Origin of the sequence: Raoultibacter timonensis (assembly GCF_900240215.1) — a bacterium.
Classification (GTDB): domain Bacteria; phylum Actinomycetota; class Coriobacteriia; order Coriobacteriales; family Eggerthellaceae; genus Raoultibacter; species Raoultibacter timonensis.
In genome coordinates this window covers 736,741-762,533 of sequence record NZ_LT964679.1, presented here as the reverse complement: position 1 = coordinate 762,533, position 25,793 = coordinate 736,741, and the positions used below count along the sequence as shown (strand labels likewise).

The following is a 25,793-nucleotide window of genomic DNA, read 5'->3' as shown; positions in this document are numbered from 1 at the left end:
CAAACGCTATTTCTCTGCGTTCGCCAGCCCCTCATACGATCCCTCGAGCGGCAATCGATCCAACTCGTCGTATTCTTCGAGCGCCTGGGGTTCTTGACCCGGTATGTCCTCGTGTCCCGGCAGGATCATATTGAGCAGGATGCCCACGATCGAGCCCACTGCCAAACCGGACAGCGAGATGGTGATCTCCCCGACGGGAACCACGATGGCACCTGCAGCGCTGTAGGCGATGCCGAGCGAAAGCACGAGGATGAGCGCGGTGATGATGACGTTGCGGCTCTTCATGAAGTCGACGTGGTTCTCCACGAGGTTGCGGATGCCGACCGCCGAGATCATGCCGTACAGCACGAGCGAGACGCCGCCGATGACGCAGGCGGGCATGACCGAGATGACCGCCGCGAACTTCGGGCAGAACGAGAACACGATAGCGAAAACGGCAGCGATGCGTATAACGCGCGGATCGAACACGCGCGTGAGCGCAAGCACGCCGGTGTTCTCGCCGTAGGTCGTATTGGCGGGCGCGCCGAACAGCGACGCGAGAATGGTGGCCAGGCCGTCGCCCAGAAGCGTGCGGTGCAGACCGGGTTCGGCGATGTAGTTGCGGTTAACCGTCGACGAGATGGCCGAAACATCGCCGATGTGCTCGATCATGGTAGCGAACGCGAGCGGCATGATGGTGATGATGGCCGTGATCGCAAGGCCCGCGTTGAAATCGGCTCCGAAGATGGAGAACACCGTATCGCTCCACTGGAAGGGAGCGCCGATCCATGCGGCCTCGGCCACCGGCGTGAAGTCGACCACGCCCGCAACCGCCGCCACGACGTAGGACACGATAACGCCGAGGAGGATGGGGATGATCTTGATCATGCCCTTGCCCCAGATGTTGCACACCACGATGACCGCAATGGCAACGATGGCGATGGCCCAGTTGGTCGAAGCGTTGCCGATCGCCGAGCTTGCAAGGATGAGGCCGATCGCAATGACGATGGGGCCGGTGACGACGGGCGGGAAGAACCGCATGACGCGCGTGGGGCCGAATATCCTGAACAGCGCCGACAGCACGAGGTACAGAAGACCCGCGCAGGCAACGCCCAGGCAAGCGTACGGAAGCAGGTCGGCCTCGCCGTTCGGCGCGATAGCGGCATAACCCGCAATGAACGCAAACGACGAACCGAGAAATGCCGGCACCTTGCCCTTGGCCAGCAGGTGGAACAGAAGCGTTCCCACGCCGGCGAACAGGAGCGTTGCCGACACGGACAACCCCGTCAACGTTGGCACGAGGATCGTCGCGCCGAACATGGCAAACATGTGCTGTAAACCGAACAATGCCATTTTCGGCGCACCGAGCGTACGCGCATCGTATACCGCATCCGGGCTGTCTTGGGCCCCCATAGTGGGCGTTGGCTTGTTTTTGCTCACGTGTCATCTCCCCTTCTTACGAAACGCCGCGCACGGCGGCTGTTCGGTTCCGTCCGAACCCAATCTTCCAAATTGTGCCACAAAGGGAAGGTCTTGGTGACGTCAAAGGAAAAAACGTGCGAGCGATACGGTGGAAGTCGCTGACCGTCGAGCGAGAAAAACCCAACCGTCCTCGCGTGCGGCAGAAACCGGATCAAGCGATGAGGTCGAGCGCTTTGGGAGCGGGGACGCTGCAGCACAGCGCATGATAGGCCCCCGGTTCGGCAACGATGAAATCCCTGAACTCGACGCGGCCGACGATGGCATCCCAGTGCTTGAGCACAAACCAGGCGATGTCGGGATCGTACATCGAACCCGCATTGAGGAATATTTCCTGTACGCACTCGCGCGGCGCCATCGATTTCTTGCACAGCCGCTTTCCCAGCATGGCATCGATCGAGTCGCACACCGCAACGATGCGGGCACCGAGGGGAATGCGCTCGCCCGCCAGCCCGTCGGGATAGCCCGAGCCGTCCCAGCGTTCGTGATGATGCAGAACGATCTCGGCGACGCCGTCGAGGCTCTCGCATCCCGAAAGGATGTCGTAGCCGATTCTCGGGTGGTTGCGCAGTAGCGCGTGCTCGGCAGGCGTCAGACGGGCGTTTCTCAGAAGGATTCTGTCGGGAATGCCGATCTTACCGATATCGTGTACGTGGGCCGCCATGTGGATGGTCGCCGTAACGTCGTCCGGCAAACCTATGAGAGAGCATGTCCTCTCAGCCATATCGCCCACACGCAACGAGTGCTCGGCGGTATGCGGGTCACGCGCTTCAAGAGCCGAAACAATGCTCTGGATCAGATCATGCAACAGCTTTGACGTCTGCTTCGTCGTGCAGGTTTCGCACGTGAAGCCCAACGCCCCGTTGGCGTCCGCCGCCCCGAACTCCATCATGACACCCATGCCCCTTTCAATTGTTAGCTATAGATAACTTTATAGCACAGCAGCGCAACCGAGGCAATGGCCGCAGCGCGCCACACGCCGAAAGAACGGTTGCGGTTTCGGAACGGGAACCGCCGTCCGCGTCAGCCCCGCCAACGCGCCCGCAGCTTTCGCACGCACGCCTGCCGACGGAAGAAACCAACGGTTTCGGAATGCGTGCGTTTTCTTCCCCTACCGCTTTTTTCCTTGACTTGATCCCCCTTCTCGCCTATATGTTAACCAAAGTTTACTTTGTTCGACCGCCAGCTGGTCAAACTTACCCAAGCGCAGCGCGCGACATCCCTCCGTGAGATTCGCCCGTCTACGTGGATAAGGAGCGTTATGGAAGAAAAGACCACGCCGATCCGCTCGCTCGAGCGAAAGATCGTGCGCCACTGCACGCCGACCCTTGCCTGCCTTAAGCCGGCGAATCTCTTTACCGTCCCCCGCAAAGCGGCGAGACTCGAATGCGAGCCGAGCCTGCTCAACACCTGTCGAGCGCGGCTCGAGCCGCGTGGCGTACGTCTCGAGGTTCTCGCACGGCGGGAATCGGGAGCGTTGCTGCTCGTCTACCGCCCCGCCATCCTCTGCGAAAGCATCCGGCAACCCAACGTGGCATCCTATCTCAGAAAAGCGGGGTACGACCCCGATTGCCTCGCCGGCTGCATCGAGCGTTTGCACCATCGCATCTGCGGGACCGATCTCGAAAGCAGGCTGCGCGGAACGTGCGAGTTCCCCCACGAGATCGGTTTCTTCCTCGGATACCCCTTCGAAGACGTCGTCGGGTTCATCGAGCATCGAGGCGAGAACAGCCTGTGCAGCGGCTGCTGGAAGGTGTACGCGAACGCGCACGACGCACAAGCCTGCTTCTGTCGATTCAGGAACTGCACGAACCTCTACCAGAACCTCTTCGACGGGGGCGCAACCCTCGAAAGCCTCACCGCATGCGACAGGACCGTCTCGGTAACCGACTCAGTAAAGGAGTTTGCACTATGAAAAACGTAGCAATCGTCTATTGGAGCGGCACGGGCAACACCGAAGCCATGGCTCAGCTCGTCGCCGAAGGCGTACGGGGCAAGGGAGCGCACGCCGAGCTCATCTGCGCAAGCGATTTTGGCCCCAACAGACTCGACGCGTTCGATGCCTACGCGTTCGGCTGCCCTGCCATGGGCGACGAGGAGCTCGAGGATTCTGAGTTTTTACCCATGTACGACGAGGTGGAGCCGCTGCTCGCAGGCAAACCCGTCGCGTTGTTCGGGTCATACGACTGGAACGACGGAGAGTGGATGGAGCTATGGGAAGATCGCGCCGTCAGCGCAGGCCTCGAACTCGTCGACTCGGTCATTGCGAAGGACTATCCCGACGATGAAGCGACCTCCGAATGCGTGCGCCTCGGGGCGCTGCTCGCAGCGTAGCCCCCGTCCAAAGCGCCTTAGGCCGCAGGGCTTCGTTCTCACAACGAAGCCCTGCGCCGTTTCTATATCGCCCAGCTCGCACTCTCGCTTTGAAGTTCGACCATGCGCCGGTACACGCCGCCGGGCTGCGCCATCAATTCTTCGGGCGAGCCTTGTTCGGCCACCGAGCCTTCCTTGAGAACGACGATCTTGTCGGCATTGGCCACCGTGCGCATGCGATGAGCGATCACGAGCACCGTTTTGCCGGCCAGCAGGCGCGAGAGCGCCGCCTGCACCTGGCTCTCGTTTTCCACGTCGAGCGATGCGGTCGCCTCGTCCAAGAGCACGATCGGCGCATCCTTCAAAAGAGCGCGCGCAATTGAAATGCGCTGGCGCTCGCCGCCCGAAAGACGCGTGCCGTTCTCTCCGATAAGCGTATCGTAGCCTTGCGGCATACGACTGACGAACTCATCGCAGTTTGCAGCCCGAGCAGCGGCAAGAACCTCCTCGTCGGTCGCACCCCGTCTTCCCAGGCGAATGTTCTCCCTTACGGTATCGTCGAACAGCACCACGTCTTGGAACACTTCGGCGTAATCCGACAGCAGCGTTTCAGGATCAACCCCCGACACATCCACGCCCCCCACGAGCACGCGGCCCGAATCGACGTCCCAAAACCGCGCCGCGAGCTTCGCGACGGTCGACTTCCCCGAGCCGGACGGCCCCACAAGCGCCGTCACTTCGCCTTCCTTCGCGCAGAAGCTCACACCTTCGAGCACGCGCTCGCCCGTCTTGTACGAGAACGTCACATCGTCGAATACGAGATCGTGGCCCGAAGGCGCAAACGTCGACGAACCGCGCATGGCCTCTTCGGCGGCGATGTCCTGCGTGCGGCGGATCGAAAGCCTCATGGCCAGAAGTTCGCCGATCGATTGCAGGATGATGTTGACCGGGTCGTACATGCGCGTAACCACGAGCAGAAACGCAAAGTACGTCATGAAATCGACCTGGCCCGAGACGAGCAGCGCAGCACCGACGAAAACGGTCGTACCGATGCCGAGCTTGAGCAGCGCTTGAGCGGAGGTCACGCACGCCCCCGTCGTCAGCTCCGAGACCACCTGGCCGCGCTCGAACGCATCGAGCTTACCCGACAGCTCGGCGAGGAAATCGCCCGAGCGGTTGGTCGCGCGGATCTCCTGAGCGCACTCGAGAAATTCCTGCACGCCGTCGCTCATAGCGAGACGTGCATCCTCCATGACCTTGGCCTTGCGTTGCTGATGCTTTCCCGATACCGCCATGATGCCGATGGCCGCGGGCACAACCCAGAACGCCGCGAGCGCCAGCCTCCAATCATAGAAGAAAATGCCTACGATGACGATCGCCGTCGATATACCGGTGCCGAACAGCTGCGGCATGACGTGCATGAACATACGCTCCTGATCGGCGCAATCCTTCATGATCGTGTTCGTCAGATCCGATAGGTCGCGCCTGCCGAAAAACGAAAGGGGCAGTTCGCGCAAATGTTCGGCCAGATCGGTGCGCTTGCGAGCGCTCTCGTCGTATACCACGAGGTAGGTGTTCGCATACTCGGCCCATTGGGTGAGGGCCATGGCCACGAGGATGGCAACGCAGCCCGCTAGATAAAGCCAGGGATCGGGCAGCGGAGCGTTCCCCGTCAGATGGTTCATGAAATCGTTGACCAGCATGAACAGAATGCCTATGGGAGCCATGAGCACGAGGTTTGCGAGCGTACAGAAAAAAACGCCGCGTTTGAAGTTTTTCGCACCCTGCTCGGTGAGGCCGAATACCCTATGCAGCATGGCCGTCCCCCCTTCCTTCGATGCGCCATGAAGCCGACGTTTGATAATCGGCCCACATGCGGGCGTACAGCCCCCGAGATTCCAGCAATCCGTCATGGGTACCCGATTCGACGAGCTTGCCGCCATCGAGCACGTAGATGCAATCGGCGCCGACGATCGTCGAAAGCCGATGCGCAATCATAAGCACGGTCTTTCCCTCGGTAAGCGTCCCAAGAGCCTTTTGAATGAGCGCTTCGTTCTCGGGATCGGCGAACGCCGTCGCCTCATCGAGCACGATGATCGGCGCATCCTTCAGAATCGCGCGGGCAAGTGCGATGCGCTGGCATTCTCCCCCTGAAAGGTAGATGCCCTTGGTTCCCACCACCGTATCGAGCCCTTGGGGCATCTTCTCGATGATGTCGTCGCACTGCGCCGCATGCGCTGCACGCTCCACCTCGGCACGCGTTGCAGTCGGCTTTGCCGCACGGATGTTGTCGGCGAGGCTCTGTTTGAAAAGATGATCGTTCTGAAACACGAAGGCCACGCGCTCCATAAGCAGGTCACTCGATATGTCGCGCACATCGACGCCGCCCACGAGCACACGGCCCGCACAAGCGTCCCAGAAGCGCGGCACCAAGCTTGCGGCCGTGGTCTTCCCCCCGCCCGAGGGGCCGACCAGCGCGACCGTGGCTCCTGCCGGTATGCGCAAGGTTACGCCGTCGAGCGCCCATGCGTCGTTTCCGGGATAGCGAAAGCCTACGCGATCGAATTCAATCGAATCGTCAGCAGGAACTTTGGCTCCCTCGACGGGAACCTCCGCCATGAGCGGCGCCCCGAGGATCCCCTCGATTCTGCCGACGGCGTCCTGCGCTTCGGTAACCGCCTGCGAAGCGTACATGACCTTGCTCATCATCATTGTTGTGAGCGCCGAGAAGATGACGTAGAACAGGAAATTCGTGAGAAACACCCCGAAATCGCCCGCCGCATAGGCGAGAAGGATACCCGTCGGAACGAGCACGAAGAACGTCGCGTTGATGGCTACGAGCTGGGCGACCTGGGGTGCCTCGCACATCTTCACATACGCGGTCGCAAAATCTCGGTAGGCTGCGATCGATTCTCGGAACGCCCGAAACGAGTTCACGGTCTGCTGGAACACCTTTACGACGGGGATGCCGCGCACGTACTCGACCGCCGCTTTGTTCATCCGATCGAGTGCGTTTTGATAGTTCATCATAAACGACATGGCATTCGAGTTGCCCTCGCCGTCCTTGTCTTTCATGCCGCCGCCCATCATGAGGAACATGCAAAAAGCCGAAGCGGCTATGGGGATGAGACAGACGAGCCCCATCACCCAGTCGAACACGAACAGTACCGCCAAATACGCGATCGGCGTCACAAGCGCACCCACGAAATCGGGGATGCGGTGCGCAAGCACGCCCTCGGTAAGCCCCGTCGACCCCTCGATGATGCGGCGCAGCTCGCCGGTCGAACGCGCGCTGTAGAACCCGAGCGGCACCTTCGCAAGATGCTCGAGCGCCGCCTTGCGCATGTTCGTGGCAGTGCGAAACGCTGCAAGGTGCGTGCACATAAGCGCGCAGAAGTACACGATAAGCCCCGCAAGCGCGCATCCGAGCGCCCCAGCGCCGTATAGCGGGGCGCTTTGGGCGGCGGCCCAATCGGGGGCGACGGCCACAAGGTCGCGCACGACGAACCACACGCACACGAGCATTGCGATGGACAGAAGCGCGTTTACCGCCGAAAGCACGCAGCCCAAAATCGTCAGCCGTTTATGCGGTCCCGCAAAATCGAGCAACCGCATAAGGGGGTTTTTCCGGTGAGATGCTTCGGAACCTGAAACGCCAAAAGCTGCGCCCGGGCCCCGGGATGGATGGGATTGCGGCGTCGAGCCCGCATCGTCGGCCATAAGATTTCCTTTCTCTTGCTGCAACGCGCCTGCGGGCCGCATCGGATGAAACCTGCGATGCGGCCCGCATAGAGCGAGTCCTATTTGTTAGATTAGGCAAACTATAGAACGACCAAGCTGAAATAGAGCACCGCTTTGCGCCGAATTGACGATGAAGCCGAAATATCGGCGCATCATTCCGAAAGCCATGCCCTCACGCGGCGATGCGGGCGAAGTGCTTGCAAAAAAGCCTCGAGCCGATCCAGCCGCCGATAAGCGGACACACCGCCGTCGCAACCAAGGCAACCAAAGCAAGCGGGCTTTTCGTGAAATCGACCAACGTCTGGCCGTACTCGGCGCTCATGCCCATTTCCACCACCATATCCACGTAGGATTGCCCCGCCATAATCACCATGGATTCCTGCCCGACCCAAAAGCAAAGCGTGAACGCCGCAAAGGCGGCGATGCTGCGCGTTGCGGTCCTCTTGTCCCCTGCCCCGGCAATGGCTTCGGCTGCGAGACCGCCCACCACAATGCCAGCGGGGCCCGTCCACACCATGCCGAGCAGCAGCGCGACAACCGCTACGAGCACCGCCATAACGGCGAATGCGCCGCGCTTGGGCACCTTGGCGGCTACGTACATCCAGACGATACCCGCAACGAGCGACCCTGCCGCATGGGTGAACCAGAACGCGTTCGCGTTCATGCCGAGCACCATCGAGAAGGCGAAGAAAACCAAAAACATGAGCAGGCCGAACACGGCTATCGTAATGTAGTCTTTTCCAACGAGTTTTCCCGAGGCGTTCCCAGCCCCCACTACCGTACTTGGCTTTTTTGCTTGCGCAGCGCTTCCCATAATGCGTACTCCTTTTCTCTTGCTACCGGATTTCAGGCTTTCGAGCCTGTTGGTTCAACCGCCGAATCCGAGAATGCTTCTGATTCGAGGCAATGTTGATGTGTTGACGGGGAAGGTTTCCCCGATGACGCCGTCAGAGAGGTGCAGGACCGACTGGCACGCCGTTTCGATGAATTCGAAATCATGCGTTATGACGATGGCGCACGTACCCGATTCGCACGCGAGCCGCAGCTCGCGTGCGACCCGCTTCATGTTCTCGCAATCGAGTCCGCTTGTCGGCTCGTCCAAGACGAGCAGTTCGGCACCCTGGGAAGTCCCCGCCGCGATGGCAAGCCGTTGGCGCTGCCCGCCCGAAAGCGAAAGGGGATGGCGATCGGCGAGATGAGCAAGCCCGAACCGTTCGAGCGCTCCGTCAACCGTATCGTCGATTTCACCAGGTTCCCGCTTCGAACCCCCTTGCCCAAGCGCGCTTTCGAGCTCGCCGCGAACGCTGGAGGCGAAAAGCTGGTATCCCGGTTCCTGCATAACAAGAAAAGCGTGCTCGGGGCGCGCACGGCGCTTCGGTACGGTCGCTCCAAATCTTACGGTTCCCGCCGACTCTCGGTGAAGGCCGACCAAGCAGCGCGCAAACGTCGTCTTGCCTCCGCCGTTTCTCCCGACCAAAGCAACGATAGCGCCCCGCTCCACCGATGCTTCGACGCCCTTGAGAACCTCGGGGCCCGTCCGATAGGAGGCGCGGAGATTCTCGACCTCGAGCCCCACACCGCCCGCATCGCCTCCGAGGAAAGCAGGCGGCAAGCCCGTCTGCTCGATATTCCAAGCGCGCAGCCCGAGCCGCGCGAGCTCCCCCGCATCCAAGCGGGAGAACGACGACGCATCGCAATCGAGGTCGATTCGGCCTTCCCGCATAACCACCACCCTATCGGCAACTTCCGCAAGCCACCACAGTCGGTGCTCGGCTACAATCACCGTTTTCCCAAGCGCCTTCAGTCGCGCGATGGTGCGGGCGAGCAGGCGCATCGAGGCGACGTCGAGGGAAGCGGTCGGCTCGTCGAATACGAGGATGTCGGGCCCCATGGCACACGCGGAGGCGATGGCGACCATCTGCCTCTGGCCTCCCGAAAGGGCAAAGATGTCGCGGTCTTTCAGATGCCCGATCCCGAACATCCGAAACGCCTCGTCGACACGGCGGCGGATATCGTCGCGCCGCAGTCCGAGGTTCTCGCATCCGAACGCAACCTCAGACGTGGTATCAAGGTTGAAGAACTGGCTGCGTGGATTCTGAAACACCGAGCCGACCCGACGGCACAGCTTGTCGGCGGACCAGTCGGTAAGCGACGTGCCCGCTATGCCCACCCCGCCCTCGAGCACTCCGCCGTAAGCAGCGGGGATAAGCCCGTTCACCAATCGCGTCACCGTTGTTTTCCCGCAGCCCGACGATCCCGTAAGCACGATGCATTGCCCCCAGGGAACCCGAAGCGTCACGCCGTCGAGAGCGCGAACCCCCGGATCCGAAGCATACGAGAAGCAGACGTTTTCTATATCGACGGCGAATTCGGCTCTCCCTGCCGCCTGCTCTGGCGCGCTCATGCGACCACCCCGGTCTTCGCGAGGGCAACGGAGGCGGCGATTGCGCAGAACAGGAGCAAGAATACGGCATCGATGCCCGAAAAGCGCAAATCGTAATACGACGTTCGCGGCTCGTCCGAGTCGATCCCGCGCACTATGGCCGCGTTCGAAAGCTCATCGGCCACGATCGCAAGCCTGCTCATAACGGGAATCAAAAGGTTTTCCACCGTTGCCGCAGGACGACGCAGGATCGAAGCCGGCGTAAGGGCGAATCCGCGAACCTTCATAGCCTCAACAACCGATACGAACTCCTTTCCCATCGTGGGGAAAAAGCGCAATGCAACGCACAGCCCGCATATCATGCCGCGCGGAACACGGATGCGCTGCAAAGCCGAGGCCATCTCGCCCACACGCGTCGTTGCGATCATGTTCGAAGCGAACATTCCCACACAGAACACCCGACGAAATGTGATGATCATGGCGGCAAACGATGCTGTTACGTCATTGGGAAACTGCACGATAGCGTACCCTGCCGCAAAGATAACCGCGTAAGCAGCAAGCCATCTGAACATGGCAGAGCGTCGGCCGCACCACCCCATGACCGCGGCGCACACGACAACGGCGCTTATCTCGACCAGGCGATTCGTCGGCGCAAACGCGATCAGGTTGAGTAAGACGAGAATCGAAAGAGACACGCGCGGATCAAGTCGGCGAGCGGTCCTTGGGGATTCGGTGCCTTCGTGCAGCCATGTGCTTGCCGCAACGGCCGCATCTGATGTATGCTTAAAGTTAGTCATGGCTAATAATTTAGCGAATCGCCCGAAAGGTATGCAGAACGATGACAGAACGCGACGTTTCAGACGAAATACCCAACGATCATGCCGAAATGAAACGCACCTTTCCCAAGGCTCGCTTCGATACGAAATTCGATGCGCTTTTCGTGCCCCAGGCTACCGCCTTACACGGCATTCCCATCGAACCGCCTCTGCGGGGACGGGTCGGAAGGCTATGGGAGATCGACGAATCATTCGGCAACGGAACCTACTGGTTCTATGCCATCGACGACATAATGGGTGTCGCGGTGTACGACTTCATCTTCAAAACACCGCTCGAGTTTTCCTGCGAAACGCCCGATTTCTTCTGTTTCGGATCCTACGGCAAAAACATGGTGCCCTACTTTGGAAAGAACACCGACCCCGCCGATAGGACGCTGCTCGGCTACGCATGGGCAGGCCAGCCCTACGTTCAGACAACTAAGGCAGACGAACAGTACGATGTAACGAGCATCGTGCTTTTACCCAAAGCAATGCAGCTCATGAGCATGCGCTGCCACTGCGATCCGCTCGTTCTCTCCCGCGCGATAGCTTCACTCGACGGAAACCGCGACGTGCTGGGGCTCAACCAAGTCTTTGACGAAATACGCCAAGCTCGGCCGAGCGCCGTGACGGCGCACGCGTTTTACGAGGCGAAGATCACCGAAGCGGTCTCGCTTTTGCTCGACTGGAACCTGCTGCGCGCCCAGGAACCCCGCAATGCGCTGCGCCCGTCCGACCGCAGCGCGCTCAACCGAGCGCGCACGCATATCGAAAACAACGTCGAACGACATGTATCAACCGATGAAATCTGCAGGATAGCCTGTGCGAGTCCAAGCAAGCTCACGCGCCTCTTCAAGCAGGCCGAAGGCATGACGCCCCAAGAGTACGCTCGGTCGGTTCGCATGGATCGGGCATGCCGGATGCTCGAAGAAACCGACATTCCCCTTTCGGATGTAGCGGAAAAGCTCGGTTTCGCGCGTCAGGGCAGTTTTTCGGAAGCTTTCAAAGAACGTTTCGGCGTAACCCCGAGAGAATTCAGAGCAAGACGACGAGCGAACGCCTAGGCGCACAACGTGTTCGCTTTCGATCGGCATCCGGCAAAGGCGCAGCGAATCTGCATCCCGAAACAGACGGCTTTGCCGTCGCACCGCCCCGATCCTTTGCTATACTCGTCCTGTTTGTTAGCCATTGGTTACTATTCGACGCGACAAGCAAGCAGACGGTACCGCATACCAGCCTTCAACCAGCGAGGAGACATCGGTGAATCAGCAGGATTCACGCATACGCCCAACCGCATCATCGTTGATCGAGCATCTCGCGCTCGTAATCCACGCCGAGCCGATCGCCGACCCCCTCGGCTGCGGGGGCGCGACCGTTTCATGGCACATCACTGCACCCTACGGCCATGGAACGCTCTGGTGTTTTTCCATCGACGACGCAACCGCCCTCTTTTCGTGCGACTTTGCGGTTGCCCAGGCCGTCAGAACCTCAGCCCGCGCCCTCGACTGCTTTCTTTTCGGCACCTGCACCCGGCTGCCCGGCCCCCGCACCGCTACGTCGAACCGCGTAAACCGTGCTCCCGTCGGTCGAGTTCAGCAAGCTTGCGCGCCTCCCCCCATGATCGACATCGCGGCAAACGAGACCGTCGAAACGTACGGCATAGCGCTGCTACCCCCCGCCGTGCGCAAGCTCAGCCTTGCATGCCACTGCGATCCACTCGTACTCACTTCGGCGATCGCCGCACTCGATGGCACGCACGCCATTCCCCCGCTCGTCAAATCTCTCGACGAAATAAGGATTGCACGGCCGGGAGCGGTTGCTGCTCCGGCTTTCTTCGGGGGCAAAGTCTTAGAGTGCACAGCGCTTCTCGTCGACTGGCAGGTAGCACGCACGCACTATCCGAATGCCGCGATGAGCAAAGCCGACCGCGCTGCGCTCGCCCGCGTATTCGACCACATGAAGGTCAACCTCGATCGACCCGTTTCAACCGAAGAGCTCTGCCGCATCGCCTGCATGAGCGCAACGAAGCTCACCGGGATATTCAGGCGGGCCGAAGGTAAAACGCCCCAAGAGCACCTGCGCGACCTTCGCATGGACCGAGCGTGCAAACTGCTCGCGACTACCGATTTGACGATGGCCGAAATCGCCGCATCGATCGGATACACGAGACAAAGCAGCTTTTCCGAAGCCTTCAAGAGCTGTCAGGGCATCAGTCCACGCGAGTATCGCACCCTCAAAGGGCCGCAGTAACCGTTGCCGAACCGTTATGTTGGTTTCATGCAGCACTTGTGGCGCTTCGCTGCAAGATTCGTCCAAGCTGCTGCGTTCCCATTCCGTTTCGGATAGCATACTGCCCGTTCTCGTGACCGGAATCACACCACTTATTCGCCTACCCGGTCCAGAAAGGCAGGAACCGACTTGCTGGAACGTCGTTTTCCCGGAGCAGCCATCGCACTTGCGACGGCCATCGCGTGCTCCCTTCCCCTCAACTCCGCATCCGCCGATTCGATCGCCGACCCGAATGCGCTGCCACCCGCCGTGCTCGCAATCTCCGAAAAAGCCAAAGAGCCAGTCGGCCCCGTCAGCACCGATAAGCCCATCGATGCCGAAAAGGCTTACGAAGCGGCCTTATCCCCTTCGACCGCAATTCCGCTTTCGTCGTTCGATATCGATCAAGCCGCTCCGCTCGACGAGATGAAGGCCGATTACGAGCAGAGACTCGCCGAAGAAGAGCAGAAGGCCGCGCGGCTTGCCGCGCTCGAAGCAAGCGATAAGCTACTCGCCTACGACCCCGAGGCCATCGCTGCCATCGGCAACCAGGCTTCAAGCGGGCACACCATCTGCTGCCCCGGCTACGCTTGCGCGTACGGCGACGCGATCGTACAGGGAACGGCAACCGATCATGCGGCTTACGGATGCGGCATGTGCACCTGGCCCGGCTGGGGCGGCGGCAACTCGTCGTTTCGCTCCCTCGGCTCGAACGAGGCGCTTCTCCGTGAGGCTTACGACCAGATAGCAGCAGGCAAACCGACCGTCATCCACGTCGCAGGCGCCTACGGCGAGCACTGGATAACCCTCATCGGCTACCACGATGCGAGCGATCCCGACAACCTCGAGCTCGGCAACTTCACCGCGCTCGATCCCTACGACGGAACCGAGATCAACGCCGGGGAAGCGTATGCGCTCTACGGCGATTTCTGCGAACACGTATCCTCGCTGTAGCTGCGCGGAGCGGTGCGGCTCGGGGCACGAACCCGGTCGCGTTGCCGAACTTCGAACAACGCGCCCGCTCAGAAAGCCGTGCGGCATGCCGGGCCCTCGGTAGGGGACCCAGGGGCTCAACGCTTGCTGTTCAGCGCGAACAGCATTCCGAGCCCGCGCAGCACCAGCGATTCGTCGGCGCGCTCGATTCGTTCCGACAGCGCGGCAACCGCAGCCGCATGTGCGCCGGTTGCGATGACGCGCGCCTTGCAACCGAGTTCTTCCTCGATCGCATCGACGAGTCCGTCGATGCGCGCCGCTTCACCGAGAACGACGCCCGCCTGCATCGCCTCCCGCGTGCTTTTCCCGATTACCGACGAAGGTACCTGGATTTCGATAACGGGCAGGCGGGCGGCGGCTTGAGCGAGCGCGTAGGCCGAAAGCGCAAGGCCGGGGGCTATGACGCCGCCGGCGAACGCACCGTGCTCGTCGAGCACATCGAAGTTCGTCGTCGTTCCCAAATCGACCACGACAAGGGGATATCCGTAGGCCTCGCGCGCAGCGACCAACGTAGCCACCCGGTCGGGCCCCACTTCCGAAGGATCGTTGTAATGCATCTTCAAGCCGGTTTTCAGCCCCGGGCCTACGACGAACGGCCTGCGGGCGCATTCTATCGTAAGCGCGCTGACCCACACGTCCGTCAGATCGGGGACGACCGATGACAGAATGGCATCGGCAGGCCCCGCGGCGATCCCGCCCCCGCTTTCAGGTGCGAACCCTGGGCAATCGACGATGCCTCTTGCGCAATCGCGCTCGAGCATAGTGAGGAAATTGGCTATTTCCAGACGGGCCTCATCGGCGGTCATGCGGCTTCGCGTGGCAAACTCCCACGATGCCGCCAACTCGAGCCCGTCGAGCAGGCCGAACCGCGTAGCCGTGTTCCCCACATCGACCGCCAGCACAAACGCTGCGCTTTCGCCCGTGTTCGCCTCCATAGCGCTACCACCCGCCTTCTCGCATTTCCTTCGCCGATGTTCGGCTCGATTGCCTTCTGAAGGGATTATACTGTACGAGTCCGTTCAGTAACCCGACTTCCGAAGGAAGCGGATATACAAGAAGGAGCTTTTGATCATGAAACCTACGAAAGGTCAGTTGACTGCGCGCGGCGTCGCCATAGGCTGCGTTGGCTGCGCAATCATCACAGCGGCTTCGGCGTACACGGCCCTCAAAATGGGGGCGCTTCCCTGGCCCATCATCTTTGCCGCAATCACCTCTCTCTTCTTCCTCAAAGCACTCGGCAACACGAACCTGCACGAAGCGAACGTCACGCACACGATCATGTCGGCGGGAGCGATGGTCGCAGGCGGCCTCGCGTTCACCATCCCCGGCATCTGGATCATCACCAAAGCGAATACCGTCGATTGGTGGGAAATGCTCATCGTGGCGCTCGCGGGCGTCACCCTGGGCCTCGTCTGCACCGTTTTCATGCGACGGTACTTCATCGAAGATGCCGAACTCGAGTTTCCCATCGGCATGGCGGCTGCCCAGACGCTCAAAGCGGGCGATGCGGGCGGCAAGGTCGGCAAGCAGCTCTTCGGTTCGATGGGCATTGCCGGCATCTACACGGCGCTGCGCGATTGGTTCGGCGTGATCCCCGCGATGTTCTTCGGCAACGTGCCGATCCCCGGAGTCGCCTTCGGCATCTACAACTCCCCCATGCTGCTCGCGGTCGGATTCCTCGTGGGGACCGCATCGGTCGTCGTGTGGTTCGCCGGGGCGATCATCGGCAACTTCGGCATCATCGTCGGCGGATCGGGTCTCGGTCTGTGGGATGCGGCCACCGGACAGGGGCTCGCCTCGAGCCTCGGCATGGGCGTCATGATGGGCTGCGGCGTAGGCGTCATCCTCAAGCACATCCTCCCGAAAGCCCTCTCGATGATTAGAAGCGGCGCAGGCGCGGCTACGTTCGGATCGACCCCAAGCGGCACATCCCGCACCGATACGGCACCGANTTCTTTTATCCCCATCTAGGGGTGTAAAGGGGCCGGGCAGGAGACTGCCCGCCGGCATCATCGCGTGCGCGGCGGCCGCCGTGGCGCTCTTGCTCTGCATCGGGCTCGGGCTCGATCCGCTTGCGAGCATCATCGTCGTGCTGCTCGCCTGGGTGACCACCGCCATGAGCGCGCAGAGCGTCGGGCAGACCGGCATCGACCCCATGGAGATCTTCGGCCTCATCGTGCTTCTGATCGTTGCAGCGGTATCCAACGTAGCGCAGGCGCAGCTCTTCTTCGTTGCCGGCATCATCGCCGTCGCATGCGGTCTCGCAGGCGATGTCATGAACGACTTCAAGGCGGGACACGTGCTCGGCACCGATCCGAAGGCCCAATGGATCGGCCAGGCAATCGGCGGCGTTCTCGGCGCGTTCGTGGCCGTGGCCGTCATGTTCGTGCTTGTAGCAGCCTACGGTGCCGACGCCTTCGGGTTGGGCGGTTCGTTCGTTGCCGCACAGGCGTCGGTGGTCGCCACCATGGTGTCGGGCATCCCGTCGGTTCCCGCTTTCGCCGTCGGCCTTGCGGTCGGGTGCGTGCTTTACTTGCTGGGACTCCCGGTCATGATGCTCGGTCTGGGCATCTACCTGCCCTTCTACATGTCGTTCACCGCGTTTCTCGGCGCGATGGCGAAGGTCGCCTACGATCTGGCGTGCAAACGCCGCCGCGCAAAGCTCTCGCCTGAACAAGCGGAAGCCAAGCGGAAGGCCCAAGACGAATCGGGACTCGTGATCGCGTCGGGACTGCTCGGCGGCGAGTCGGTCGTCGGCGTGCTCGTGGCGTTCGCCTCGGTAGCCATGGGGCTCGCGCTGTAGCAACGGCTCCCGCGCTTGCCCCGACACCGCTTTCCGGCCATGCGGCCCTCCGGACGCACGGCTAGAGGTCGAAAAAAACTCGGCCCCGACGCGATCGCCGGGGCCGAGCCGATGCTCGGCGCTACCGTCCGAGCCCGAATGCGCTTTACCTGCTTACAGCATAGCCTGGATGGCGATGAAGAGCGGGGTGAACGTCAACGACACGATGGTCATGAGGTTGATGAGGATGTTCATCGACGGGCCCGAGGTGTCCTTGAACGGATCGCCCACGGTATCGCCGACGACGGCGGCCTTATGGGCTTCGGAGCCCTTGCCGCCGTGGGCACCGCCCTCGATGTACTTCTTCGCGTTGTCCCAGGCACCGCCCGCGTTCGACATGAAGATGGCGAGCAGCATACCCGTCGCCACGGCACCGGCCAAAAAGCCGCCGAGCATAGCCGGGTTGAAGCAGCCGATGACCACGGGGATCACGATGGCGAGAATGCCCGGAAGCATCATCTCGCGCAGTGCCGAGTTGGTGGAGATGGCCACGCACTTGTCGTACTCGGGTTCGGCCTTGAACTCCATGATGCCCTTGATCTCGCGGAACTGGCGGCGAACCTCTTCGACCATCGCGTGGGCGGCACGGGAAACAGCGCCCATGGTAAGCGCGGCGAACATGAACGGAATCATGGCGCCGATGAAGATGCCCGCGATGATGAGCGGATCGGTGAGCGTGAGCTCGAAGTTCGGGATCGAGTGGTGCATGGTCGCCTGATAGGACACGAACAGCGAGATGGCCGAGAGGCCCGCGCTCGCGATGGCGAAGCCCTTGGCGATAGCGGCTGTGGTGTTGCCAACCGCGTCGAGAGAGTCGGTGCGCTCGCGCACTTCCTCGGGAAGCCCCGCCATCTCGGCGATGCCGCCCGCGTTGTCGGCCACAGGGCCGTACGCGTCGACGCCGATGGTGATGGCGGTGTTGGAGAGCATGCCCGTCGCAGCGAGCGCAACGCCGAACAGCCCGACGGCGATGCCGCCTTCAGGCGTGACGATGTTCGGGAACGCCATGTTGCCGCACGCGTACGCGCCGATGATGGCGAACGCCACGAGCAGGATCGGGATGATCGTGGAGAGCATGCCCGTGGAGAGGCCTTGGATGATGTTGGTGGCAGGGCCCGTCTCGGACGCCTCGGCGATTTGATGGACGGGCTTGTAGTGATCGGAGCAGAAGTACTCGGTCGTCTTACCGATGAGCAGGCCGGCAACCAGACCGCACAGCACCGACCCGAGCAGCCAGATGGGCTGGTTGTCGCTCTGGCCGTTCCACATGAAGAAGATCACAAAGATGGCGATGATCTCGATGCCCGCAGCCAGATAGGTGCCGCGGTTGAGCGCCTTATGGAGCTCGGAGCCCTCCTTGGTGCGCACTGCGAACAAACCGATGATCGAGGTGATGATGCCGCAGGCCGCGATCATGACGGGAACGACGATCGCCCACGTCGCATCGACGGTGCCGACGCCCCCGAAGTACCCGAGCGCGCCGAACGTGACGGCGAGGATGGTCGGAGCCAGGATGGAGCCGGTGTAGGATTCGAACAGGTCGGCACCCATGCCGGCTACGTCGCCCACGTTGTCGCCCACGTTGTCGGCGATGGTTGCGGGATTGCGGGGGTCATCTTCGGGGATGCCCGCCTCGACTTTCCCCACGAGGTCGGCGCCCACGTCGGCAGCCTTCGTGTAGATGCCGCCGCCCACACGGGCGAAGAGCGCCACGGCGGAAGCACCGGTGGCGAAGCCTTCGACCATGCCGACGTGCTCGTGCATGAGTTCGAACGTATCAACGCCGAACACGAGCATGATGAGCCACAGCGACAGGCCCAGAAGCGCGAACGAAGCCACGGAAAGACCCATGGTGAGACCCGATTTGAACGAGATGTTCAGGGCCTTCGCCACGCTCTCCTCGGCCGCGTAGGCGGTACGGGTGTTGGCGCGCGTCGCCACATGCATGCCGATGTAGCCGGCAAGAGCTGAAAGGATGCCGCCCGTAACGAAAGCGACGGCGGTTATCGGCGAAAGGGCAACGGCCATAACGATGGCTACGATCACCATGAATATGACGAGCAGCTTGTACTCGCTCATCAGAAACGCTTTTGCACCTTGCTGGATCTTCAGCGAGATGTTGTTCATCTTTTCGGGACCCGGATCCTGTTTCAGGACCCATGAACCGAGGTAGCCCGCCATGCAAATGCCTATGAGAGCGCAGATGGGAGCCATCCATGCGACTTGGACGGTCACTTGTTTCCTCCTTGATTTGTCTTACAGTTCCGTGGATTCTTCGAGCCGGGCATCGAGGCCGGAAGAATGCACGCTGCCCATTCTAGGATATTTGCCCCCGCTCGTGAACTGCGAATGCGGCATTTTTCGCCAGCCTAGCCGCTCGGCGCGGCGAATAGCCCTACTCCCACAGGATGACATTGCGCCGCCTTTGCGGCGATCGAGCGAGGAAACGGGCGGATCTGATACAATAACGATGAGCCATGTAAGAGATTACTACCGCGACTCGCCTACGCGAATCGCCACGAATACGTTGGAGCATCGCACATCATGCACGTTCTCAAGTCCCTCACGGCATCATGGGATAAGCCGACGGTTGCAAGCATCGTCTCGTTCGTTATCCTTCTTGCCGCATATTGCGCCTTCGAGGCCGCAGGTCTCGTCATGCACGACAACGCGTGGACGGCCCCGCTCGTCATCGCGGTTTTCGTGCTGCTCCTGGCCGCGCTCATGGTTCGACCTCGCCTCGCAAACCGCTTTGAAGACGGTTTTTCGAAGGCGAAGCCCTTCGTGCTCGTCGGACTCGTTTTTCTGGCGTTCTACCTCTTTGAAAAGCCCTACAACGCCGCCCTGTTCGATATCGGAACCTACTATGCCTTCGTAAACCTCTGCGTTATCGCGGCGCTCTTCGCCATCGTCTACTTCGCGGGCCAGCAAACCAAAACGGCAGCGATCGCCTTTCTCAGCTTGTGCTTCATAGCGGGCATTGCGAACTATTTCGTTATCACGTTCAAGGGACAGCCCGTCCTTCCCGCCGACCTGTTCGCTCTCAGCACGGCTGCTGCGGTGGGCGGCGGCTACACCTACGCCGTCAACGATAACGTCGCCGTGGCATTCTGCGCGCTCGCATGCGGGATCGCGCTCGTCATGTACCTCCCGAAAACGAAGTTCGCCGTCAAGCGCGGCGTCGCGAACACCGCCGTGGCCGCCCTCTGCGTCGCGTCGTTCGGCTTCTGGTTCTCGCACTTCGACATCGAAAAAGCCTACGGGATTCAAGTCGACGGCTGGGCAGCATCCGATTCGTACTCGCAGCAGGGCTCGGTGCTCTGCTTCCTCAAGCGCATGCAGGACCTCCAGCCAGCCGAACCGGCAGGATACTCCCCCGAAGCCGCCGCCGACATACTCGCACCGTACGCGAACGACACCGACGGGTTCGCCGATCTTTCCGGCGAGGAAAAACCCATCGTCATCGCCGTCATGAACGAAACGTTTTCGGATCTCTCGACCTACCCGAACCTCGCCGACATCTACGAAGGCCCCGCCTTCTTCAATTCGATTCAGGATGCCTACCTTAAAGGCACGGCATACGTTTCGGCACTCGGCGCCGGTACCTGCAACAGCGAGTTCGAGTTCCTGACGGGAACAACCATGGCAAACCTCGGGGAAGGCGTATACCCCTATATGCTCTACGACCTCGACGGCACCGAGAACCTCGCCACATATTTCAAAGCGCTCGGCTACGAGACGACCGCCATCCATCCCGCCGATGCGACCAATTGGAGGCGCGACACGGTGTACGAGCAGCTCGGCTTCGACACCTTCCTCGACGTCACCGATTTCGAAGGTGCCGATACCTTGCGCGGATTCACGACCGATCGGGAAACGTACGATGCCATACTGCAGATCATCGCCGACGCCGACGAGCCCCAGTTCATCTTCGACGTAACGCTGCAGAACCACGGCGGCTACGACACCGGGCTCATCCCCGATGGCATGGGGGTTTCGATACCGCTTGAATCGAGCCGTACGGCCGAACTCGAAGAATTCGCAAGCTGCATCGAGCAATCGGATCTCGATCTGCAATACCTGATCGAATCGCTCTCCGCGATCGATCGGCCGATCGTGCTCTGCCTGTTCGGCGACCACCAGCCGGGTTTCTCCGATTGGTTATCGAGCCTTGCCTTCGACAAGGAGCTTGCCGATTTCTCGATCGAAGAGGTTCAGGCGCGCTACGAGGTCCCGTATCTCATATGGACGAACTACGAAACCGATCGGGTCAGCGCCCTGGACGGCTCCTTCGTCGCCGAAACCCAGGAATCCGAGCTCGAGGCGCTCGAACGCCCCCTGTACCCCGATGCGACGGCCATGAGCCTCAACTACCTTGGCGCCCACATGCTCGCTGCGGCCGAGCTCCCGCTCGACCCCTACCATCGGCTCCTCCTCGATACGCAGAAAGACCTGCCCGTAGTGAACGTGAACGGCTACCTTGATGCGGGGGGTTCATGGCATTGGCTCAACGAACGCTACGACGGAAGCGAAACCGACGAGACGGCCGAGGCGCTCGCGCGATTGGAAATCGTACAGCACAGCCTGCTCTTCGGTTCCTGATCGAAGCCCGGTTGCACAGCGGGGCGCAAAAGACGCGCGATCGTCTGGTGCCGCGTACCCGCAGAACGGCTACATGTTCTCGCGCACCCAGGCGATGTTGCCGTTGACGGTGGCGATGAGCTCGTCGAGCGTTTCGAACTTGATCATGGGGCGCAGGAAATGGTGGAACTCGACTTTGATGGGCTTTCCGTACAGGTCCCCTTCGAAATCGAGCAGATGCGCCTCGCACGTTGCGTCGGTACGGTCTTCGAAAACGGGCGACACGCCCACCGACACAGCCGCCTTGTACCGCCGCCCGTTCACGTAGGCATACGCGCCGTACACCCCCGCGCCCAGCGCTTGCAGCTGCGAGGGCACTTTGAGGTTGGCCGTACGGAACCCGAACTCCTTGCCCTCGCCGCGACCCTGCTCAACGGTACCCACAACGTAGTACGGATGCCCGAGCAGCTTGTTCGCCTCGGCGATATCGTTTTCGCCGAGCAGAAGGCGAATGCGCGTCGCCGTGATGGGCGCGCCGTCTGCGCTCGCCAAATCGTGGGCACAGACCTCGGTTCCCGCGGCTTCCGCCCAATTCGAAAGCTCCCTGACCGTGCCCTTCGCCCGCGCACCGAACCTGAAATCGAATCCGACGTGCAGATACGACGGCGCATGGCCGTTGAAGGTGTTCAGGAGGAACTCTTCGGGCGTAGAGGCCGAAAACCGCTTGGTGAAGGGAAGTACGACTACGGCATCGACGCCGCTTTCGGAAAGCGCCTTGATGCGCTCCTCGTTGGTCATGAGCTTTTTGAGGCGTTCGGGATGAAACACCTCGTCGGGATCGATGTCGAAGGTGAGCGCTATGCTCGCTCCCCCGCTTTCGCAGGCCGTCTGCTGCGCGCACGACAGCAGGTATCGATGGCCGCAATGGACGCCGTCGAACACGCCGAATGCGCACGACGACCCGGAAAAGTACGTATGATCGAACGTCTCGTCACACTTAAGAATCTCTGCCACGTGAAACCCCCAGAGCGAACACGCAGCGCGGCATGAGCGCGCGGCGCGTTTCATCGTATTCGTACAGTGCAACCAGCTTGTTCTCGGCGATCACCGAGATACCCTCGCCGGACATTAACGGTTTATCGCTTTGGCGCACGCCGGCCGTGCAGGCGCAGAGCTCGGCGGCGACCGTTGCCCTCCTGCGCTCGAATACGGCGCATTCGCTGGCGCGAAGCGGCGATCCGTTCGAAACGGCGCATTCGCTGGCGCGAAGCGGCGATCCGTTCGAAACGGCGCGCGCCGTTGCCTCGTCGGCGAACACGAACCTGAACCCGAGCAGCCTCACGGGATCGAGTGCGGCGGCGATACCGCGCTCCTCGAGCGTTTCGAGCGTCACGCATTCGGCCAAGTCGAGAGAGCCCGCCTGCGTTCTCTCAAGCATGCTGACGTACGCAGGACACCCTATCATGTTGCCGATGTCGCGGGCAAGCGATCGGATGTAGGTTCCCTTCGAAACGGACACGGCCACATCCCATGCCGGCAAGCCGTCCTCGCCCTCGGCGATCACGGATTCGAGCCGAGCCTCGTATATCTCGATGTCGCGCGGAGCAAGATCGATGATCTTCCCCGCGCGGGCTGCTTTGTAGGAGCGCTGCCCGTCCACCTTGATGGCCGAATACACCGGCGGTATCTGCTTATGCTTGCCAACCAGATCTCCCACGAAGCGCTCGGCGTACTCCTCGTCGAGCACGCACACGGGTGCATCGCCGCGCTTGACGACCTCCCCCGCAGCATCGTCGGTATCGGTGCCGATGCCGAACGACACGCGAAACCGGTAGCGCTTATCGTGCTCGGTAAAGAACGGGTCGAGCCTCGTTGCCGGACCCACGCATACGAGCAGCGCTCCTTTGGCCAACGGGTCGAGCGTACCCGTGTGCCCGACGCGTTTCTCGCCGAATATGCGCCTGCAGCGGTTCACCACATCATGGGAGCTCATGCCTGCAGGCTTGTTGATTCCCACCACGAGGGAAAGTCCCGATGCTCCGCGCTTCACAGGCGAATATCCCCCGCTTTCCATCCGTCGGCCTCGCCATCGACTCCGAGCGCTGCGGCGACCGCCGCATCGACGCGTTCGATAGCCTGTTCGAGCGGCCCGTGAAGCGTGAAGCCGGCCGCCGCTTTATGGCCGCCGCCGCCCATGGTGTTCGCGATGGCCGCCACATCGGTATCGTCTTTCGCGCGGAAGCTGCCGCGGATGTGCTCGGGTTCCTCGCGCAGCATGCACGCTACGCGCACGCCTGAAATTGCCCTGATGGAATTGATCAGCGGCTCGGCATCGGCCTTGACGGCGCCGGTCTGCTCGAAATCGGCGCGCGTCAGATAGCTGGCAACGTAGGCCCCGTCGAAGCCGAAGCGCATACGGGAGAGCATGATGCGCTCGAGCTCGAGCGAAGCGATCGAGCGGTTCTGGAACACCTCGCGCGCTACGGCTGCCGGATCGGCTCCCGCGCTCACCATTTCGAACGCGGCGGCAAAAGCCGCCTTGTCGGTGTTCTGGAACTGGAAGCGCCCCGTATCGGTGACGAGGCCCGTATAGGCGCACAGGGCCATCTCGGGCGTGCGCTGCGCGCCGAGCAGTTCCGCCAGCTTCCAGACGAGCATCGTCGTTGCGGCCGCGTCAGGGTCCACGTAGGTGTAGACCGACATCGCCGTATCGCTCGCGTGGTGGTCTACCGTGACCGTGATGGGGCATTTCGCCTGCACGGCGGCTGCCGCATCGCCGATGCGCTCGACAGTCGGAACGTCGACGGCCACGAACGCCTCGGGCGTCCCGCTGAATTCAGCGGCGGGAACCATCGAGTCGATGCCGGGCAGAAACCTCAAGCCCGCTTCAACCGGATCGCTTTTCGCAAGCAGGCACGTGACGTTCTTGCCGAGATTCTCGAGAGCATGGTAGACGACGAGCTGCGAGCCGAGGCAATCCCCGTCGGGGCTCACATGCCCGCATACGGCAACGCTTTCGACCCCGCGAAGAATCTCGGCGATCGCTTCGAGGCTGGTGTTCGTCTGCGGCGTCGTTGCCACGTTATTCTTCCCCCTTGGATTCGCCCTGCGCGGCGTCGTCCTCGGCATCTTCGGCATCGCGTGCGCTCGCCTCGTTGCGCGCGGCATCGCGCTGCAAGGCCGTTGCGATACGCTCCGCCTCGTCAACGCTCTTGTCGAGCAGAAAGCGCAACTCGGGCGCCACACGCCACGAGAGGTCCTTGGCCATGAGCGAGCGGATGCGACCCGACGCCTTCGAGAACGCATCGGCCACCGCTTCGTAGCGCTCGGGCTCGGTCGTGTAGTACACGTTGCATACGCTGCGGTCGTAGCTTACTTCGCAGCCGGTGATGGTGACGAGCGTAAGCCGGGGATCGGAAATCTCGAACAAGAGGATGCTCGCGATCACTTCCCTCGCCTGCTCGTTCACCTTCCTGTTGGATGAGCTCTGTTTCATGGTGTCCGTCTCCTTTCAGAAGAAGAGGCGAATGGTAAACGCCGATGGCCCGGCACAACGTACTCCGAGCCATCGGCATATGGTAGCGCTTTTCGTATCCGTTGTTACTCGGTGCGCTCGACTTCCACGATCTTGTAACCTTCGATCGTGTCGCCGATCTTGATATCCTGGTAGCCGGTGATGCCGATGCCGCACTCGTAGCCGCTGCGGACCGATTTCACATCGTCCTTGAAACGGCGCAGCGAATCGATCGTGCCCTCGAATACAACGGTGCCGTCGCGGACCACGCGGACCTTGTCGTCGCGCGAAATCTCGCCCTCGATGATGTAGCAGCCGGCGATGGTGCCCGCTTTGGGAACCTTGAACGTCTCGCGGACCTCGGCGATGCCGGTGTCCTCTTCGACGATGTCGGGCGAGAGCAGACCCACGCGCGCGGCATTGATCTCTTCGATGGCCTGGTAGATGACGCGGTACAGGCGGATATCGACTTTTTCCTTCTCCGCCTGCAGTTTCGACTTGCCGGTCGGACGCACGTTGAAGCCGATGATGATGGCATCGGAAGCGCTCGCCAGCGTAACGTCGGTCTCGGTGATGCCGCCGACCGCCGAGTGCACGATGTTGATGCGCACCTCGGATTGGTCCATCTTCTCGAACGCATCGCGCAGCGCCTCGATGGAACCCTGCACGTCGGCCTTCACGATGAGGTTCAGGTCGGTCTGCTTGCCTTCTTCGATGCGGCTGAACAGATCGTCCAGGCTCATGTGCGACTTGGTCTCCTGCTCGGCCAAGCGGGCGCGCAGAGCGCGTTCCTCTGCGAGCTTGCGCGCGTCGCGCTCGTCCTCGAACACGCGGAACTCGTCGCCGGCGGTCGGCACGGAGTTCAAGCCGAGGATCTCGACCGGA

At 61.5% G+C, this 25,793-nt stretch carries 22 protein-coding genes; 8 read left to right on the top strand and 14 right to left on the bottom strand.

What is annotated here, in order from left to right; translation table 11 throughout:
- Positions 1–6: 6 nt before the first annotated feature.
- On the bottom strand, positions 7–1,419 hold the full coding sequence (locus C1722_RS03315; protein ID WP_102377977.1) for a uracil-xanthine permease family protein: 1,413 nt from the start codon (positions 1,417–1,419) through the stop codon (positions 7–9).
- A gap of 193 nt (positions 1,420–1,612) precedes the next feature.
- Positions 1,613–2,359 (bottom strand): HD-GYP domain-containing protein, encoded by a 747-nt coding sequence (locus C1722_RS03310; RefSeq protein WP_219724270.1) that lies wholly within the window; start codon positions 2,357–2,359, stop codon positions 1,613–1,615.
- A 360-nt stretch (positions 2,360–2,719) separates the two neighbouring features.
- Between C1722_RS03310 and C1722_RS03305 the strand changes: the two genes are divergently transcribed.
- Together C1722_RS03305 and C1722_RS03300 are read left to right on the top strand one after the other, a co-directional pair.
- A complete protein-coding gene (locus tag C1722_RS03305; protein WP_102377976.1) occupies positions 2,720–3,373 on the top strand; it encodes a DUF3793 family protein in 654 nt (217 codons plus the stop codon).
- Entirely contained in the window at positions 3,370–3,792 is a 423-nt protein-coding gene (locus C1722_RS03300; RefSeq protein ID WP_102377975.1) for a flavodoxin, read from the top strand. The genes C1722_RS03305 and C1722_RS03300 overlap by 4 nt, the downstream gene beginning before the upstream one ends.
- Before the next feature lie 62 nt (positions 3,793–3,854).
- On the opposite strand, the gene C1722_RS03295 is transcribed toward C1722_RS03300, so the two are convergent.
- The 5 genes from C1722_RS03295 to C1722_RS03275 all read right to left on the bottom strand — a co-directional run bounded on the left by C1722_RS03295 (position 3,855) and on the right by C1722_RS03275 (position 10,692).
- Entirely contained in the window at positions 3,855–5,588 is a 1,734-nt protein-coding gene (locus C1722_RS03295) for an ABC transporter ATP-binding protein (RefSeq protein WP_102377974.1), read from the bottom strand.
- Positions 5,578–7,386 carry an ABC transporter ATP-binding protein gene (locus tag C1722_RS03290; protein ID WP_102379508.1) on the bottom strand — a complete coding sequence of 603 codons (1,809 nt, stop codon included), beginning with the start codon at positions 7,384–7,386 and terminating at the stop codon, positions 5,578–5,580. The genes C1722_RS03295 and C1722_RS03290 overlap by 11 nt, the downstream gene beginning before the upstream one ends.
- A gap of 298 nt (positions 7,387–7,684) precedes the next feature.
- The gene (locus C1722_RS03285; RefSeq protein ID WP_102377973.1) at positions 7,685–8,326 is read right to left on the bottom strand and encodes an MptD family putative ECF transporter S component; all 642 of its coding nucleotides are present in this window, start codon (positions 8,324–8,326) and stop codon (positions 7,685–7,687) included.
- A gap of 54 nt (positions 8,327–8,380) precedes the next feature.
- Positions 8,381–9,916 carry an ABC transporter ATP-binding protein gene (locus tag C1722_RS03280; RefSeq protein WP_102377972.1) on the bottom strand — a complete coding sequence of 512 codons (1,536 nt, stop codon included), beginning with the start codon at positions 9,914–9,916 and terminating at the stop codon, positions 8,381–8,383.
- On the bottom strand, positions 9,913–10,692 hold the full coding sequence (locus tag C1722_RS03275; RefSeq protein WP_102377971.1) for an energy-coupling factor transporter transmembrane component T family protein: 780 nt from the start codon (positions 10,690–10,692) through the stop codon (positions 9,913–9,915). The genes C1722_RS03280 and C1722_RS03275 overlap by 4 nt, the downstream gene beginning before the upstream one ends.
- A 41-nt stretch (positions 10,693–10,733) precedes the next feature.
- Here C1722_RS03275 and C1722_RS03270 point away from each other — a divergent pair, with 41 nt between their 5' ends.
- From C1722_RS03270 to C1722_RS17290, 3 genes are all read left to right on the top strand, one after another.
- Positions 10,734–11,774: a helix-turn-helix domain-containing protein gene (locus tag C1722_RS03270; protein ID WP_102377970.1), complete on the top strand. Its 1,041-nt coding sequence runs from the start codon at positions 10,734–10,736 to the stop codon at positions 11,772–11,774.
- 196 nt (positions 11,775–11,970) lie between these two features.
- Positions 11,971–12,960, top strand: coding sequence for a helix-turn-helix domain-containing protein (locus C1722_RS03265; RefSeq protein ID WP_102377969.1), 990 nt, complete (start codon positions 11,971–11,973; stop codon positions 12,958–12,960).
- A gap of 168 nt (positions 12,961–13,128) precedes the next feature.
- On the top strand, positions 13,129–13,932 hold the full coding sequence (locus C1722_RS17290) for a cysteine peptidase family C39 domain-containing protein (RefSeq protein ID WP_244385800.1): 804 nt from the start codon (positions 13,129–13,131) through the stop codon (positions 13,930–13,932).
- Between the two features lie 116 nt (positions 13,933–14,048).
- Here the strand turns inward: C1722_RS17290 and C1722_RS03255 are convergent, their stop codons facing one another.
- On the bottom strand, positions 14,049–14,906 hold the full coding sequence (locus C1722_RS03255; protein WP_102377968.1) for a type III pantothenate kinase: 858 nt from the start codon (positions 14,904–14,906) through the stop codon (positions 14,049–14,051).
- A gap of 136 nt (positions 14,907–15,042) precedes the next feature.
- Here C1722_RS03255 and C1722_RS17285 point away from each other — a divergent pair, with 136 nt between their 5' ends.
- Both C1722_RS17285 and C1722_RS17280 read left to right on the top strand, forming a co-directional pair.
- Positions 15,043–15,942: an OPT/YSL family transporter gene (locus tag C1722_RS17285; protein ID WP_244902427.1), complete on the top strand. Its 900-nt coding sequence runs from the start codon at positions 15,043–15,045 to the stop codon at positions 15,940–15,942.
- A complete protein-coding gene (locus C1722_RS17280; protein WP_425319361.1) occupies positions 15,911–16,774 on the top strand; it encodes an OPT/YSL family transporter in 864 nt (287 codons plus the stop codon). Before C1722_RS17285 ends, C1722_RS17280 begins: the two co-directional genes overlap by 32 nt.
- A gap of 153 nt (positions 16,775–16,927) precedes the next feature.
- On the opposite strand, the gene C1722_RS03245 is transcribed toward C1722_RS17280, so the two are convergent.
- Positions 16,928–19,027 (bottom strand): sodium-translocating pyrophosphatase, encoded by a 2,100-nt coding sequence (locus C1722_RS03245; protein ID WP_180995204.1) that lies wholly within the window; start codon positions 19,025–19,027, stop codon positions 16,928–16,930.
- A gap of 330 nt (positions 19,028–19,357) precedes the next feature.
- Here C1722_RS03245 and C1722_RS03240 point away from each other — a divergent pair, with 330 nt between their 5' ends.
- The gene (locus C1722_RS03240) at positions 19,358–21,415 is read left to right on the top strand and encodes an LTA synthase family protein (RefSeq protein WP_102377966.1); all 2,058 of its coding nucleotides are present in this window, start codon (positions 19,358–19,360) and stop codon (positions 21,413–21,415) included.
- 69 nt (positions 21,416–21,484) lie between these two features.
- Here C1722_RS03240 and ribF read toward each other — a convergent pair whose 3' ends face one another.
- From ribF to C1722_RS03215, 5 genes are all read right to left on the bottom strand, one after another.
- The gene (ribF, locus tag C1722_RS03235; RefSeq protein WP_102377965.1) at positions 21,485–22,408 is read right to left on the bottom strand and encodes a riboflavin biosynthesis protein RibF; all 924 of its coding nucleotides are present in this window, start codon (positions 22,406–22,408) and stop codon (positions 21,485–21,487) included.
- Positions 22,392–23,468 carry a tRNA pseudouridine(55) synthase TruB gene (gene truB, locus C1722_RS03230; protein ID WP_102377964.1) on the bottom strand — a complete coding sequence of 359 codons (1,077 nt, stop codon included), beginning with the start codon at positions 23,466–23,468 and terminating at the stop codon, positions 22,392–22,394. Before truB ends, ribF begins: the two co-directional genes overlap by 17 nt.
- The gene (locus C1722_RS03225; protein WP_102377963.1) at positions 23,441–24,475 is read right to left on the bottom strand and encodes a DHH family phosphoesterase; all 1,035 of its coding nucleotides are present in this window, start codon (positions 24,473–24,475) and stop codon (positions 23,441–23,443) included. Before C1722_RS03225 ends, truB begins: the two co-directional genes overlap by 28 nt.
- Before the next feature lies 1 nt (position 24,476).
- Positions 24,477–24,890, bottom strand: a complete 414-nt coding sequence (gene rbfA / locus C1722_RS03220) for a 30S ribosome-binding factor RbfA (RefSeq protein ID WP_102377962.1) — start codon at positions 24,888–24,890, stop codon at positions 24,477–24,479.
- A 104-nt stretch (positions 24,891–24,994) separates the two neighbouring features.
- The coding region (locus tag C1722_RS03215) for a translation initiation factor IF-2 (RefSeq protein WP_244902425.1) at positions 24,995–25,793 on the bottom strand (799 nt) is incomplete at its 5' end.